This window comes from Neptuniibacter sp. CAU 1671 (genome assembly GCF_029222905.1).
In the GTDB taxonomy this organism is placed as follows: domain Bacteria; phylum Pseudomonadota; class Gammaproteobacteria; order Pseudomonadales; family Balneatricaceae; genus Neptuniibacter.
Window position 1 is genome coordinate 212,626 of the sequence record NZ_JARHUE010000001.1, and the last position, 15,850, is coordinate 228,475.

At 45.3% G+C, this 15,850-nt stretch carries 14 protein-coding genes and 1 tRNA gene; 3 read left to right on the forward strand and 12 right to left on the reverse strand.

Annotated features, from left to right (window positions below):
* Positions 1-520 precede the first annotated feature (520 nt).
* The 5 genes from P2G53_RS01045 to P2G53_RS01065 all read right to left on the reverse strand — a co-directional run bounded on the left by P2G53_RS01045 (position 521) and on the right by P2G53_RS01065 (position 5,987).
* Positions 521-871, reverse strand: coding sequence for a hypothetical protein (locus tag P2G53_RS01045; protein ID WP_275812446.1), 351 nt, complete (start codon positions 869-871; stop codon positions 521-523).
* A 100-nt stretch (positions 872-971) separates the two neighbouring features.
* The gene (locus P2G53_RS01050) at positions 972-1,253 is read right to left on the reverse strand and encodes a hypothetical protein (protein ID WP_275812449.1); all 282 of its coding nucleotides are present in this window, start codon (positions 1,251-1,253) and stop codon (positions 972-974) included.
* A 924-nt stretch (positions 1,254-2,177) separates the two neighbouring features.
* Positions 2,178-2,999, reverse strand: coding sequence for a hypothetical protein (locus tag P2G53_RS01055; RefSeq protein WP_275812452.1), 822 nt, complete (start codon positions 2,997-2,999; stop codon positions 2,178-2,180).
* An 866-nt stretch (positions 3,000-3,865) separates the two neighbouring features.
* Positions 3,866-4,348: an HlyD family efflux transporter periplasmic adaptor subunit gene (locus P2G53_RS01060; protein WP_275812456.1), complete on the reverse strand. Its 483-nt coding sequence runs from the start codon at positions 4,346-4,348 to the stop codon at positions 3,866-3,868.
* Between the two features lie 676 nt (positions 4,349-5,024).
* Entirely contained in the window at positions 5,025-5,987 is a 963-nt protein-coding gene (locus P2G53_RS01065) for a cysteine peptidase family C39 domain-containing protein (RefSeq protein WP_275812459.1), read from the reverse strand.
* A gap of 117 nt (positions 5,988-6,104) precedes the next feature.
* On the opposite strand from P2G53_RS01065, the gene P2G53_RS01070 reads away from it, so the two are divergent.
* Positions 6,105-6,296: a helix-turn-helix transcriptional regulator gene (locus P2G53_RS01070; RefSeq protein WP_275812462.1), complete on the forward strand. Its 192-nt coding sequence runs from the start codon at positions 6,105-6,107 to the stop codon at positions 6,294-6,296.
* A gap of 150 nt (positions 6,297-6,446) precedes the next feature.
* Here the strand turns inward: P2G53_RS01070 and P2G53_RS01075 are convergent.
* Positions 6,447-6,523 (reverse strand) — tRNA-Met (locus P2G53_RS01075).
* Positions 6,524-6,753: 230 nt separating this feature from the next.
* Between P2G53_RS01075 and ilvC the strand changes: the two genes are divergently transcribed.
* Both ilvC and modF read left to right on the forward strand, forming a co-directional pair.
* Complete coding sequence (gene ilvC / locus P2G53_RS01080) at positions 6,754-8,229, forward strand: ketol-acid reductoisomerase (RefSeq protein ID WP_275812465.1); 1,476 nt, start codon at positions 6,754-6,756, stop codon at positions 8,227-8,229.
* A gap of 73 nt (positions 8,230-8,302) precedes the next feature.
* Positions 8,303-9,754, forward strand: a complete 1,452-nt coding sequence (gene modF / locus P2G53_RS01085) for a molybdate ABC transporter ATP-binding protein ModF (protein ID WP_275812468.1) — start codon at positions 8,303-8,305, stop codon at positions 9,752-9,754.
* Here modF and P2G53_RS01090 read toward each other — a convergent pair.
* The 6 genes from P2G53_RS01090 to P2G53_RS01115 form a co-directional block, all read right to left on the reverse strand.
* Positions 9,740-10,597: a CHAD domain-containing protein gene (locus P2G53_RS01090; RefSeq protein ID WP_275812471.1), complete on the reverse strand. Its 858-nt coding sequence runs from the start codon at positions 10,595-10,597 to the stop codon at positions 9,740-9,742. The two genes, modF and P2G53_RS01090, sit on opposite strands and share 15 nt — an antisense overlap.
* A gap of 13 nt (positions 10,598-10,610) precedes the next feature.
* Positions 10,611-11,111: a histidine phosphatase family protein gene (locus tag P2G53_RS01095; RefSeq protein ID WP_275812474.1), complete on the reverse strand. Its 501-nt coding sequence runs from the start codon at positions 11,109-11,111 to the stop codon at positions 10,611-10,613.
* A gap of 71 nt (positions 11,112-11,182) precedes the next feature.
* Positions 11,183-11,371 carry a hypothetical protein gene (locus P2G53_RS01100; protein WP_275812477.1) on the reverse strand — a complete coding sequence of 63 codons (189 nt, stop codon included), beginning with the start codon at positions 11,369-11,371 and terminating at the stop codon, positions 11,183-11,185.
* Between the two features lie 236 nt (positions 11,372-11,607).
* Positions 11,608-12,948 (reverse strand): cytochrome P450, encoded by a 1,341-nt coding sequence (locus tag P2G53_RS01105; RefSeq protein ID WP_275812480.1) that lies wholly within the window; start codon positions 12,946-12,948, stop codon positions 11,608-11,610.
* Positions 12,949-12,960: 12 nt separating this feature from the next.
* Positions 12,961-15,123: a di-heme-cytochrome C peroxidase gene (locus P2G53_RS01110; protein WP_275812483.1), complete on the reverse strand. Its 2,163-nt coding sequence runs from the start codon at positions 15,121-15,123 to the stop codon at positions 12,961-12,963.
* A gap of 125 nt (positions 15,124-15,248) precedes the next feature.
* Complete coding sequence (locus P2G53_RS01115) at positions 15,249-15,665, reverse strand: CBS domain-containing protein (protein ID WP_275812486.1); 417 nt, start codon at positions 15,663-15,665, stop codon at positions 15,249-15,251.
* Positions 15,666-15,850 lie beyond the last annotated feature (185 nt).

A 15,850-nucleotide genomic window follows, 5' to 3' on the forward strand; every position in this document is an offset into this window, starting at 1 on the left:
GTTTCTGATTTTGTTTTTCTTTTCCGATAAAATAAAAAAAGAGAAGAAAAGAAAATAACAGATAGAAAAAAATCCCCATAAAATCCTCGTAACAAAAAATCACTGATTAAAGTATTTATTCATATCTCTTGCACACTATCTATCTTAATCATCAATTGCTTCTATTAGAGCATGAACAGAAGCAACTTTATCCACCCATGTGGATGCATTTAAAAAATCTTCTGCATTAGCCCTAATAACACTTAAATAAACTTACTTTTTAACATATTCAGTCCTTATTTTTAAAAAATTTAAAATATATTTCCTTTTTGAAAGGTAGAAAAAACAACTACTAACAAATAAATAAATCCAAAAAAAGCCATTCTATAAACAGAATAACTAAAGAAAAAACTACGCTGACCCTCATATCTTATTATTTCATCCCCACCATAGAATGCCGAAACCAAAACTCTACTATCAAACAAATAATCAAAAAAAGGGCCATTTGGGTAATACCAACCCACACTAATACACCTATCGCCTATATATTCCTAATGATACTGATTGAAGACTCTGGGTAACCTTGATATATAACTCTGCCTCCAGTAATTCTAGGCACACCATATATTGCTCTAAACTCCCACCTAGCTGGACTCACAACAATTCTATCTACACACACCTCATCCCAATAAGCATCTTCACTACTATTTGGGTACAAAGTAATCATACAAAAAGCCTTCAAGAATATTAAAAAGAAACCAACTAAAAACCCATAGTAAACAACATTATTTTTAAACAAAAACTCACCAAAGGACGAGTAATAATTATTATTTTTATTAATCACCACCCCCACCACCCATCTCAAACAAAAAAGGACAGATTTATTTTTCATTTACCTTTCTCCTTTCGCGGTATTCCCTGACCTTGTTTTTCTAACGACCTAACACGTCCTCATCAAATAGCTGAGTCACAGATAAAGTCATACATTTATTTCACCTAAATCGTAAAAATAAATCTGTTACTTTTTTCCCTTGTATTTGATCCGAATCGGTATATAAATTATTTAATAAAGATCCTGTCGATATTCCTGCACCGAGTAATTGATTTGCCTTTCCAAATGCCCCACCAACTGAATAAACCAGAGCAGCTGCTTCAATTAATGTGTCTCTCTCTTCCCTTGTCTGAAGTGCGTCATATAACTGACCCGCCTTGATTGAAGAGTCTATACTTCCGTATAAAGCATCTTTAATAGATTTCGCTGACTTAGTATCCATTCTAATTAACTCCCTCCTTCAGCCTAGAAAAATTTATTATTTTTTTAGACCAAATCATTTTATAAAACTTTATTTTGAAGCAATAGCCAATATCTTCATCTTTGAAATAAAACTCACTATACTTTCCTGGTTTATACAACTCAGATTCACCTTCAACAATTACAACATACCCTCCATATCTTGTATTCAAGATATCATTAAGACAGCCGTATACTTCATGTACATTATGTCGATATGAATAAGCTTGAAAAATATTCAACAACAAAAAGCATAGAGACAAAAGACTCAAGCAAAAGAATGTTGTTCTTGTTTTCGAATTTGTTTTTATCTTTCGGTAAAACAAATAAAGAAAAGCAAAAAAAATAATAGATAAAAAAATCACCATAAAATCCTCGTAACAAAACACCACTCACTGATTAAAGTAATTATTCATCTCTCTTGTACATTATCCATCTTATATCTCAGCAATGGAGCAACTAGGTATTCAATTAATAACCGCTTGCCTGTTTTAACTTCCGCGCTTATCCCCATGCCCGGTACAAGATTCACATCACGACCATCTACATTAAAAAAATTCTGCTTCATTCTCATTTGGGATTTATAGATTAAACCCCGTTGTTTATTTTTTTGGGGGATCAGGTGATATATTAGTCACTTCAGCAAACATCAACTGACGGTTATGCACTCGTTGTACTATTTGGTGCGGATACCCTTGCAAACCAGCCTGCCAGTCCTCGGGCATAACAACTCCTTATTGAAAAGTCAAAGTCCAAAATTCATTCGCCTATATATAGAAAAATAAATCTATCACCTTTTTTGTCCGTTGGTCGTATAAGCTTTTGGCATAATTAAGATTTTCTTGAATGATTTCGTTCTCTAATAGTGCCATAAAATATCCTTCCAACATCCAAATTGTTGTTTACCTTAAACTTCTAGCCTGTATAAAAATTCTATAACCTTGCTTCTTATATCTTCCCACATGGGTAAATTGATCTCTCTAAACCTAACAGTTATGTTTGCCCCCCAAGGTTGGTATTCAAACCTTAATTCACAAAGATGCTTAGTACGTTTATCTATAAACTCTCCGCTTTGGCATATAATTAAATTTTTCACAATTCCATCTTTTTCTCCATCCCAGTACAGAGTTTCATTCCACACATGGAATTTCTCGGTATAATCACCTTCTAATACCGCCCGTTTAAGTCCATGCTCACCTTCATCTAAACGGTATTTTAAGTTAGAAACCTTGACTAATTCGTCTTTCTCATGATCATAAACTCTTCTTGGGTGCTTGATTTGATATTCTTCAGTGAATCTTGATAGGATTCCATTCAATCGAAGAGATAGACCATTCTTGCCTTTAAAGTGCCGATAATCATCAACCAAAGAAAATACTATTGAATAATCATCAATATTGGAATAAAGGCTACGGTTGTTTTTTATTTCACTTTCAATAAATTTGAGATTGGGCAATGATGCTCGAAAGCTGACGAAATGAATCTCTTTGATTGCATTTCCTTCTTTGTTTTTTACTTCACCACCAGGGATTTTATGATATTCCACAGGGAAATACAAAAATCTAGAATCAAATTTTATTTTAACTCCATTAATATTCCCTGTTATTTCTTTGTAAGATTTAGCTACAGATCTTCCGTGATTAGCTGCAATAAGACCAGAAAACAAAACCGAAAGCACAATTAACCCTAGAAACATAAGATAAAAATGATTTCTCTTTTTATTAAGCATCTTATATTATCCTTAAATAAATCCACACACTTATTACACCTGAATCCTGAAAAACCTGCCACTTTTTCCTTTTATCTAAGACATCGATCTAGATCAAAAAGCCATCTTTCTTTACATTTTATTCCATTTTGAAACTCCTTTTTTGATTTCAATTCCTATCCATAAAAACGAGAAAACGAAGGCAAACCAAATACATAAATTCAAGAAAAAAAGACCTATTATGGTATTGTTATGAATAGCATTTAGCTTCCCCTTCCCTGTAGATCCGTCAATTGAAAAATAAAATAAACAAATCAAAATCACAAAAATAACAGCAAGCCATGTGCATAATTTACATGAATACACTTCTTTAATATCAACAATTCCAACTATAGAAAAAAGCCATAAACCATGAAAAAAGGAAAAGTTATATAACTAAAAAAACCAATCCAGAAAGCATAAACTGGATAGGTATGATATTTTGAATACCTCTCAAACCAAAAATCAAAATCTGTATCAAAAATCTCAATACGCAGCTCAGGCAAGAGCAAAGTTATTATCGATAAAATCACATGCAACCAAAAATAAACCGAAAATATTCGACCCCAAAATTCTTTAATATCCTTAAATAAATACATTTTCACCAACTTAACTTTATATTTAAAAAACAGCCATTAAAACCCAAAACACTTAAGACAATTAAATATATATTCATCTCTCTTGTACATTATTCATCTTATATCTCAGCAATGGAGCAACTAGGTATTCAATTAATAACCGCTTTCCTGTTTTAACCTCTGCGCTTATTCCCATACCCGGTACAAGATTCACATCACGACCATCTACGTTCAGAAAATCCTGTTTCATTCTTATTTGGGCTTTATAGATTAAACCCCGTTGCTCATCCGCTGTGGCACCTGGCGAGATATTTGTACTTCACCATCAATAATGCCGTATTTGGTAAAGGGGAAGGTATGCACCTTCAGCTCGGCAGGCTGGCCCGCGGTAACAAAACCGATGTCCTTGTTCTCCAGCCAGGCCTCGGCCTCCAGCGTCTGGTTTTCAGGCACAATTTTCATTAGAGGTTGTGCGGCGGTAACGACACCACCGATGGTGTGTATGGCCAGTTCCCGCACGATGCCATCTACCGGTGCAGTAATAATCTGCTTTCTGTCCAGATCCCGGGCTTTATTCAGCTCTTCAGTCAGGCTTAGGTATTCACGTTCCAGATCAACTAACTGCTGTAGCGTCTGCGCTCGGTTCTGCGCTTTAAGTGCATGCTGATCTTCTTTTAGCTCAGCAATTTTAGCGTTTAGTTGTCTGCCGGCTGCTTTAGCCGCAGACAAATATTGCAGCAGCCAAATTTGCAATAGCAGCCCCCTTTTGTAAATAACCAGTTTCAAAAACATCTTGCACTAGTTGCAAGCATTTCCCTTGATCTATCATTGCACCTTCTTCCTTAATTTATAATCAATTATTGAAAAAACAGAAAACCCTAAAAAAAACAAACTTATTATCACGGAGAAAACAAACAGCCTATTCTTCCTATTTTTGATCAGATAATAATTTTTGTTAATATCATTAACCTGAACTCCTTCATATTGATACCCTATCACAGCTCTTTCATTGAATATAAACCCGGATAAACCGGTATAATACCAATAAAGATCAATTTCTATATTTTTCGACAAATCCCCTTCTATATTTTCAAAAAATATTTTATTAATTAACCCATCATATCTAATATTTTTTTGTCTATTAAAGAATACGCCTCTATACCTGGCTCCGATCCTCTTGTATCTGAGTAAAAAATTCTAATTATAACTACACGATCATAATTTTCATCGTACCCACTTTTAGGAAACAAAATATAACCACCCGAAAAAAGAGATAAGAACATACCCAAAATCAATATAAGCAAAAGCAATCGTGATGGCTTTTCAAGTAGAACTTTTCCAAATTAATAAAACATCATCTTCCTCAACACTATCCATTTTATATCTAACAATGGCGCCAGGTAAAAACGGGACTAAAAACGGGACAGATTTATTTTTCATTTCGCGGTCTTTCCTGTCCTCGTTTTTCTATTCTTTTGCCGGTAATCCTTTCAATTTCATCAATGAACTTTCTGTCGCCTGTTAGTTGGTTTCTCGCTAATGAGTCTCTGATCATTACTTCTTCATCCGCAGGTGCTGCTGAACAGATATATTCCGCATACGCCACGCCCGAAAGGTTTATATCTGGTAGTGGGGACAACAAATTGCACTCTCCTCGATAGCGTTCCTGGTAACTTGGCCATAGGTACATTGAAGGGCTTTCAACCATCCGGGCTTTAACAGGGTTCTGCTCTATGTACCTGATGCAGCGAAGGATGTAATGTCTCAGACCGCCGAGAATCGCATCAAAAACCGCAATTGCCACAAAGCCAAACGCCAGCAAATCCAGCGTTGTAAAGCCCCGGTGGACCAGCACCTTGTCCATCACCACCTGGAAAAACAGCGGAGTAACCAGCGCAAAGAGTTGCAGAAAGAAAGAGATCAGGATGACTTCGCCAAATAGTTTGCGGTACTTGACGAGTAAGGGGATAAACCAACGTATATCAAAATCTTTGAGCTGGCCCACCAACCCTTCACGGGGCGTGATCAGAATGACGTCCCCTTTCCACATTTCGGCAAAATCATCTGCGGACACAGAGCTCGGCTGTTCACCTTGACGCACAATAAGCACTTTATGTGCGCCGGCAGCCGAATGAGACACCCGAGCAATGATGAAAAATTCACCTTGCTTATCAATGCCACTGGCGGGGAGAGAGGAATTATTAAGGCGTTTGAATGTTAAGGTGGTTTGACGTGCTTTTAAACCCAGCTTTTTCGCGGCCCGCAAAATTTCCGTAACACCAAAAGGCAGGCTTGGAACCCCGAATTGATTCTGCAACTGCTGTAGTTCAGTCGGCAGCTTATGAAAGCGCAAAACCGTTATCAGAGCATGCAGCCCTGTATCCCTTTGCATAAAAACACTATCCCTGTGTTCAGCACGTTTTTTGAACCGTAGCAGCTTATCAACAACCGCACAATTTAACATTTAGTTATAGGATTGCTGGGACTATCCACATAAATAATTGATCACATGGAGGAATTTACTGAAGGCAGTCGAATTACTCTGGCTGAGGTTGCTCAGGTAACTGGAATCAATCGGATGACATTATCTAAGATAATAAACCACAGAGGCCACAGCACAGTCACTGATAACCTAGATAAGCTTTGTAAATACTTTGACTGCCCAATTGAAAAGCTGCTTACCCATATCCCAGAAGACTAAAAGTAGACTTACGGTCATTGGTAACAAACCAGTTTTCGGTTAGGGAAAAATTTGGGCACCATATGGGCACAGAGTGGGCACATGGATTTTCTGAGGGATGAAAATGAAAAAAGGCAGATCAATAAGTTATTGATCTGCCTTCTTAAATATTGGAAGCGGGGGCCAGATTTGAACTGACGACCTTCGGGTTATGAGCCCGACGAGCTACCAGGCTGCTCCACCCCGCATCAACGTGGCGTGCATATTATAGACCTCGCCAAGTGCATGCAAGTTCTTTTTTCCGCAACTGCAAAAATAATGTAAAAAAACCGTAAACTCTTCTGTATTGCAATATTTGCAACAGAATAAACCAAATATATCATTTTACGATACGAAACATTTCGACTAGAGTACCCCGTCTAATTGACCTGATAAGACCTGTCAGGCAGCTGAAAAACACTAACCTGTGGATCACAACATGTCTCAGAACTATTTTAATACCCTGCCCCTGCGCGAGCAGCTGGCTCAGCTGGCTAAATGCCGCTTTATGTCTTCTGATGAATTCAGCGATGGTGTCAACGCGCTGAAAGGCAAAAAACTGGTTGTTATCGGTTGTGGTGCTCAGGGTCTTAACCAGGGCCTGAACCTGCGCGACAGCGGCCTGGATGTTTCTTACGCGCTGCGTGAAGCAGCGATTGCTGAAAAACGTCAGTCCTGGAAAAACGCCACTGAGAACGGTTTCACCGTTGGCACCTATGAAGAGCTGATTCCTCAGGCAGATGTTGTTCTGAACCTGACCCCAGACAAGCAGCACACCTCTGTTGTAAATGCTGTTATGCCGCTGATGAAACAAGGCGCTTGCCTGTCTTACTCTCACGGTTTCAACATCGTTGAAGAAGGTATGCAGATCCGTCCTGACCTGACCGTTATCATGGTTGCACCTAAGTGCCCAGGTTCTGAAGTACGTGCTGAATACGTGCGTGGTTTCGGTGTACCGACTCTGATCGCTGTTCATGAAGAAAACGATCCACAAGGCGAAGGTCTGGCACTGGCTAAAGCTTACGCGGTAGGTACCGGCGGCCACAAAGCCGGCGTTCTGCAGTCTTCCTTCATTGCTGAAGTGAAGTCTGACCTGATGGGTGAGCAGACCATCCTGTGCGGTATGCTGCAAACTGGTTCTCTGCTTTGCTTCGACAAAATGGTTGAAGAAGGTATCGACGCTGGCTGGGCTGCCAAATTCATTCAGTACGGCTGGGAAGTAATCACCGAAGCCCTGAAATACGGCGGCGTAACCAACATGATGGATCGCCTGTCCAACCCTGCCAAACTGAAAGCTTATGACCTGGCTGAAGAGCTGAAGCAGATCATGCGTCCGCTGTACAACAAGCACCAGGATGACATCATCGATGGCACCTTCTCCCGTACCATGATGGAAGACTGGGCCAATGATGACAAAAACCTGCTGGGCTGGCGTGCAGAAACTGCTGAGACTGCCTTCGAGAAAACCCCTGCCGGTGATTTCGAAATCAAAGAGCAGGAGTTCTTTGATAAAGGTATTCTGATGGTGGCTATGGTTAAAGCAGGCGTTGAGCTGGCATTTGAAACCATGACTGCGGCTGGCATCATCGCTGAATCTGCATACTACGAGTCACTGCACGAAACGCCGCTGATCGCCAACACCATCGCCCGTAAGAAACTGTACGAAATGAACGCCACTATCTCTGACACTGCAGAGTACGGTTGCTACCTATACAACCATGCCTGTCTGCCACTGCTGGGCGACTTCATGAAAGGCATCAAGACAGATGTTATCGGTAAAGGTCTGGACCTGGCTGACAACGGTGTTGATAACGCGCGCCTGATCGAAATCAACGATGCACTGCGTGCACACCCGGTTGAGATCGTCGGTAAAGAGCTGCGTAAACACATGGCTGACATGAAGAAGATCGTATAAGTATCTGAAATATAGATGCCAAATTAAAAGCCAGGGCATCTGCTCTGGCTTTTTTTTGCCCAAATGACACCTGATGACAAGAACAACAGCCATGCACAGCATTCACATCGAAAACTGCACTGCCAAATTTGGTGATGCTTTTTATCTGGAAAATATCAACTGGACCCTCGAGCCAAATCAGCACTGGCTGATTACAGGTTGCAACGGTTCAGGTAAATCGGCCCTCGCCACCCTGCTTGCCGGTGCTGGCAAACTGAGTGATGGCGCTGTTTCGGGCCTGCCTGCGCATGTTGAACTGGTGTCGTTTGAGGTTCAGCGTGAGCTGATTGCCCGGGAGCTGAAAAAGGACGATGCAGACATTCTTGATGTAATTGCCGTCGGTACTCCTGTGCGTGAGATTCTGCTGGAAGATTCTGAGCATTACCCGAACTTTGACCAGGCTTTGCTGGATCGGCTGATCAGCCAGTTCAGGCTTGAACATCTGCTGGAACGGAGTTTCCGCAAACTGTCCACCGGTGAAACCCGCAAAATGCTACTGCTGCGGGCTCTGGCGCGTAAACCGGCGTTGCTGGTGCTGGATGAACCCTTTGACGGGTTGGACGTAGACGCTGCCGCCTTGTTGCAGACTCTCTTATCTGAACAGATCCAACACAGTGCCATTGTGCTGGTATTGAATCGCTTTGATGAGATGCCCGATTTCATCACCCATATCGCCTATGTCGATAAAGGCCAGTTGCATCATTGTGTGGATAAAAACGACGAGCAGGCCTATGCCGAGCTATATCAGTTATTGCATATCAAAACCTCGGAGCTTGAAATTCCACCCGCCACCGGAGACCGGCCACCGGCTCTGAATCCTGATGAGCCACTGGTACGCCTGACCAATGCCCGTATTGCCTACGGTGATGAGGTGGTCTTTGAAGGACTGAACTGGAGTATCGAACCGGGCCAGCACTGGCAACTGAGTGGTCCCAATGGCAGTGGCAAGACCTGTCTGCTCAATCTGATCACCGGCGATCATCCCCAGTGTTATACCAACAATATTTTTGTGTTTGGCATGCAGCGCGGTAGTGGTGAAAGCATCTGGCAGATCAAGCAGTATATCGGGTATGTCTCCACTGCTCTGCAGTGGGAGTATCGGACCAGTACCAGCGTACGTAATGTGATCATTTCCGGCTGTCTGGACAGCATCGGCCTGTATCAGAAACCGACCGATGAACAGATCCGACTGGCGGACCAATGGCTTGAATTACTGGGCATGGCTGACCGTCCCCACCAGCCCTTCAACCAACTGTCGTTTGGTGATCAGCGCCTGTTACTGATCGCCCGCGCCATGGTCAAACACCCGACTCTGCTGATACTGGATGAACCCTGTCTGGGACTGGATGATATCAACCGTCAGTTGGTACTGGCGCTGATCGAGAAAATCTGTGCCGGCAGCGAAACCACCGTTCTCTACGTCAATCACCACGCCGAAGACCGGATTAATGGCATCCGGCATTATCAGAAGTTAGGAGCGGCCTGAAGCAGCAGACTGTTGCCAGGTGGAAGGTATCTGCAGCGACAGTTCACTGAAGTTCAGACCAAACAGAGGACGAAATTCCGCAGCAAATGCACGTCGATAACTGCGTTTGCTGGCAGCCAGTCGCTGAAGCAGCAGGGTCACATCATCCTGCTTACTGAAACTGCTGCTGTAATTCAGGATACTGGCCTGCAATAGATACAGATCGTGGAAACGCCCAAGATCACTGCCAAGATCGGCCAGTTTTTCACGGTACTCCTGACTCAGACTGCCTTTCTGGCGCAGTAGCAGCTCCTGCTGGTAGAGCCAGAATTTACTCCACTTGCGCCATTTATGATAAGGCTTATCCCGGTCGCTCTGCAGCGCCCGGTCACCAAACCGACCGGCCTTTTCATAGGTGTATTCAAGACCGGTGACAATGAACTGTCCATCAGGTTGCTGTAGCAGGCGCTGCCATAAGCGCAAGGCCTCAGACAACCACTGAGCGGCAAGTTTAAGATCCGGCGGTGGCAGTGTTTCCCGCTCTGCCTGCAGTCGGGTCTTAAAGTTTTCAGTCAGTGGTTTCAGATCAGGATAGTGCTTTAAAAACCGCTTCAGGGTTTTCAACTGCACATGGGTATCACGCCGCGCGGCAAAAGCCCGGGCAGTTTTACGTAACGGTTCATCCACCCGTCGCAGATCCGCTTTCCGGCAGACTGGCTGATAGAGCCGTAACGCTGCACGCAGGCGTTTACACAACACCCGCAGATCATGCACACCCTCATCTGTTAACTCATCCAGAGTGGTTAACTGATGGATCAGTCGCTGAAGCAACGGACTGACTTTTGTGAGCACCGGATCTGTCATGGTTTAAAAATATTCAGTGAGTTCCTGGCTGTTTGGGAGAGTCGCTGTAATTCATGGTCGCCGAAGCTTCGCCCGCCTCAGACCAAACATCGGTCTCCAGCGTCAGTGCCACTATACCTGTCGTCGGGATATTGTCTACCGAGCCAACCCCCAGCAGGGCAACTAAACCATTCAGCCCCGGATTATGGCCCACAATACAAAGATGGGTGACATAGTCTGGGGTGCTCCGGACCAACTCCAGCAGATCTTCAGCGGATGCCTCGTACACCTTGTCGTTTAACTGCAATTTTGCAATCGGAATATCGAGGTGCAGCGCAAAGATACGTGCGGTGGTCAGTGCACGGGTGGCATAGCTGGTGATGATCAGTGTTGGAATCTCGCCACTGGCAGCAAAACGCTCTGCCATCAGGGGTGCATCACACCAACCGCGCCGGTTTAATGGCCGCTCAAAGTCACGCAGCCCTTCATGTTTCCAGCTGGATTTAGCATGGCGAATCAATGTCAGTCGTTTCATGTGCGTTCACCCTATAACCTGTTTTGGCAGCAGTGTTTCACAATTGAATGACTGTATGATGAAGCCGAGAATCAGGATAAGAACCGACAACCACCCTTGGGCTGCGTGCCTTCTACATAACGCACTTTAGCGCGGGCTTTGCCACGCTGGTTGCTGACCTGAAAACGTCGACCATCATGCACATCGGACGTTTCAGCCGGGGGCATTTCTGGTGACTCCTTCTGCTCTTCAGGCTCAGGGATTTTAGGTTTCTGACTCATGCGACTTTCTCGATCTGACTCTTTTAGCAGTATAAACCCGATATTGTGAGCACAGGGCCATCTGCTGAATAATTTAAGCAATGTTTTATCTCAATACAGAGGCTGGGCAATGAAGTGGGTGATTTATTTACCGGTGCCTAAACACGGATCATATGCAAAGCATGAAAGGCAGACCCTGCGATCTGCCTGTTGCTTGTCATTATCTTGAATGAAACCGCAAGGAGCAGGGGCGACGGCTACTGCCAGCACAATGCAAAGTGTTCGGGGAAATGAGTCCCTTTGTAATCCATGACTGACAGGGGTTTCAGATTATCCAGCAGCAGAACATGGCGCACCATTTCCGGAATCATCTCCATACCCACATACTTGCCCAGACACTCATGCGGGCCATAACCAAAGTTAAAATGGTGGTAACCATTTCGACCCGGTATAAATTTCTCGGGATGATCATAGGCATAGGTATCAAACATCGCTGACTGGGTCAGTAACAACACGTTAGTTCCCTGTGGAATCAGGGTTTCATGTGCAGTGCCTTTGGCCAGGGCATAATCACAGGACAACTTGCGGAAGCTAAAGGGAGAGATAGGTACAAAGCGCAGTGCTTCCCAGACATAAGCATCAAATTCTCGCGGGTCTTCAAGTGTTGCAGCTAGTTTAGCCTTCGCCAGCAGGTCAGGCCGGTCGAGAAAAAACGCCACCACCTGAGTGACCGCCTGAGACGTGGTTTCCACCGCGCCGATCAACAGCCCACCAGCATTGACCCCGACCCGCACCAGGCCAAAATCAACCTCCTTCGCCATGCTGCTGCGTAACATCCGGGTAACGATGTCATCTTTAAGCCGCTCAGAGGGTTTACCCAGCAGGTGTCGTACCAGAGATTTCAGCCCATACCAGCCAATCAGCAACAGGTTTTTGGCCTGTTCCGCTTTAACCCATGCGAGTTTTCGCGCCATCAGTTTGGCTATGTATGCCACCAGCTCTTTCGACACTTTGTCATGCTCAGCTATGATTCGCTGGAATTCCTCTTCCGGCAGCAAATCAAACGGCTGGTTGTAAAATGCATCGGCCTGATTCCAGTAGGACCAGCGAATAAGATCCTGCGGGTCAACGCCGTCCAGCCCAAAATATTCCTGCACCAACACGGTAGGCACTATCCGACTGTACTGATTGACCAGCTCAATATGCCCACCGGCAGTCGCCAGTACCTCGGCACAGGTATCAGACACCAGCTGACGCACCCGGGGCAGATCATCACGGTTCAGAAATCCTTTCATCAGGTTTTTTTCACGGGTGTGCAGAGCGTCATCATCGTGAGCCATCAGATAACCCACATCCGTTTCGGTGACACCCATCTTGGGCTTGTACAGATCAACCGTGAAAATCCCCGGCATCGACAGCGCATCACGAATATCACTGAACAACGCCACCAGCGTACATTCAGGTGTGACCAGAATTGGACGCTGCGCCCGCAGCTGGGCAAAAAATGGCAGCGGTTCACTCGCCATCCACTGTTTCACCAGAGGATATTTTTCCGCCTCCGGAGCGGCATCAAATTCCGCCAGATAATCCTTCTGCATCGCTCTACTCCTTTAAAGCGTTTTCAGGTATTCAATTAACTGCCAGCGCTGCTGTTCATCCAGCGCGGGCAATACCGTTTTACCATCAAGCTGGGGCGTGCGCCCTGCTCCATATTCATGCCCGCTGTTCAGATCGCCCACCCGGGTTGTGATGAAACGTTTGGCATCGGTTGCCTGACTCAGATTACCCACTTTCACCGGGTCAAACTCACGCTGACCGACATAAAACACATCGGGTCGGTACTGACCGATTTCTGGATCAGGAATACAGTTTGCAGCGTCAGGGCTGCAAACCCGTTTTTTAGGCAGCAAGAGGTCATACAGGGTGGGGACTGAACCATTGTGCAGGTAAGGTGCCGTAGCCCAGATACCGTTTAACGGACGTGCTTTATAGGACAACAGCGAATTGTAGGGCTGTGCGGTGGTATCAGGGGTGTAGTTACCGTTTTTAATGGTGGCCTGAATTTCATTCTGGAAAAACGACATGCCCAGGGTATAGAGCCAGTCCAGCCAGCGCCTAACCAGCCATTTATCTGCATCGGGCGTTGCCACCACACCACGGGTGGCAGAGGTCAGTATCTGTACCACCGGTGCCTCTTCGGCGATGTACAACTTGCCTACATCTGTCTCCTGCACCGTCTGATTAAAGTTGCCCGACTTACCGGTGTAATGAACACTGTTTTGCGCCATGGCCGGATCTGTGCCGATTTTATCCAGCGCCATCATTTTACCGATCACCACCCGGTCCCAGTTTCGCGGCTGTATAACTTCATGGCAGGACTCACAGTACCGGGCATAGATCAGCCTGCCCTGTTGCGCTTTTTCCAGATCAATCGAACCAAAAATTGACTCTGGCCAGGCCGGCGAAGTCAGGCTTTTCAGGTGTGCTTCCAATCGTTCAAGATTGACCAGATCGATCGACGATTTAAAGTTGATCTGTTCGTGTTTGCGGCTTTGGCCGGTGATCCAGGCGGACAGGCTCGAAAAATTGAAACCCGGCTTTTGCGCACTCCAGTCCAGATTGCCAAAAACGCCAATGACCTCACCCGTATTACGACCCAATGGACCTACGCCAGCATTGTTTGCCAACCCATTCCACTGCACATAATCAGACTGCACGATATCCCACAGGAAGGGATAACTGACCGGGGCATCCGGTTCATTAAACAGGGCATCACGAATGCGTAACATGTCGCGCCTCCCCAGCCCCGGCAAACCGTTATCGTTAGATTGCAGACGGGCAACGACTTCAGCAAACTCTTCCTCCGAGAGAATGCTGGCATTCACCCCCTGCAATACAGCCTGGATCTGGGTGGCGCTTAGCAGAGGCGCTCCCTGAGGCCCCATCACCATGGCCAGTGTTTCGGCCAATTGCGCATGGTTGAGTATATGTTGCAGCACCCGGTTATAGATTCGGCCAAAAGCATCCAGCCGGGCATAACCATAATCTACATGACTGTGATTGATGGTATTGTAGAGTCCAATCCGCTGTCTCCAGACCGTCAGTGAATCGATAATTTCAGCCTCGGTCTGAAAATCATTATCCAGTGCAATGACACGCTCGACGAACCGCTGCCGTTTATCAGCTTCCGACAGCGTAGCCTCCATGGCCTGCGCTAGCGCGGTCAGAAAACCCACCATGTCTGCCATGGCTGGACCACCATCAATCCGGATGGCCGTGCCACGATAATTCACCTGCCCGGTATGACACGCTGCACAGGTGAAACCCATATAGTCGCGCCCTTCATAGGTATCCTTAGCAAAACCAACCGGCATACCGTCCGGATTAAAAAACGTGGGTTTCTGCGGTAGATAACGGAAATAGTCGATATTCGCATCTGAGCGGAATAACTCTTCAGACTCTGCCTGTTCCAGTACAAGGAAAAAATCATAGGGCAGCAGGTTGGAACCCTGAGTGGTGGTGTAAAACCACAGGCTGTCAGATGCAGACCAGCCCTGATTAAGATAGATGGGTGTGGCATACGACTCACCAAATGCCCCGTTCTCAATACCAATGGCACCCCGATCAGGATCATCATCCCAATTCTGGTAGGCCTTACCAATGGCCAGCGCGATAAACATTGAAAGCACCACCAGGGCGAGCAACAACAGCATCCATTTACGGTGACGCCAGATATAAAATCCAGGTGCAAGCAGGGAGGAAACCCGAGGCATAGCGAAGTCCTTTTCATCGTAGAGGTGAGCAAACGCGACAACATCCTGATGTCGCTGATTTCAGGCCATGCAGTATAGAAGAAAAATCAGGAGATCGCGGCCTGACAACACGCCCCCTGCTGCACTTATGCGGTCTTGGCGGTATCACCAATCGAATTAAGTAACAGTTTCAGTACCTGGCGCCGACTGATCACACCCACCACTTTGCCAGTGCTATCCACAACGGGGTAACTTTTAGGCTTGGCGGCCAGCATCTGCTGCCCCAGCGTCAGCAGATCATCATTAAGATTCACACTCAGCACATCCGTGTTCATCACTTCTGCCACCGTGGCGACACGCTGGTTGTGATACACCACCTGAATGGTCACTTTAAGGCACTCCTGCTCTGACACCCAGCCGACCAGTTTGCCCTCAGCATCGGTCACCGGCGCACCCAGCATGGTGTGTTTGATCAGTTCCTTAGATGCCGCAGCCACCGGCATATCCGGAGTGATACGGGCAAAATTCCGCTGCAAACAATCTGCGACTTTGGCTAGTTTCATCGATATCTACTCCTTAAAGCGCCATAAAAAGGCGCACTCAGCGACACCCGCTCGCAAATGATGCATAAAACGACTGAAAACACCTGAAATCAGGCTGGAAATCAAAACGTGAAAATTCATGCAGAAAACGAACCAGAAAAGACAGAATCTGTGTTGAAAAACAGCATTGTGTTCGCGGAATTCGC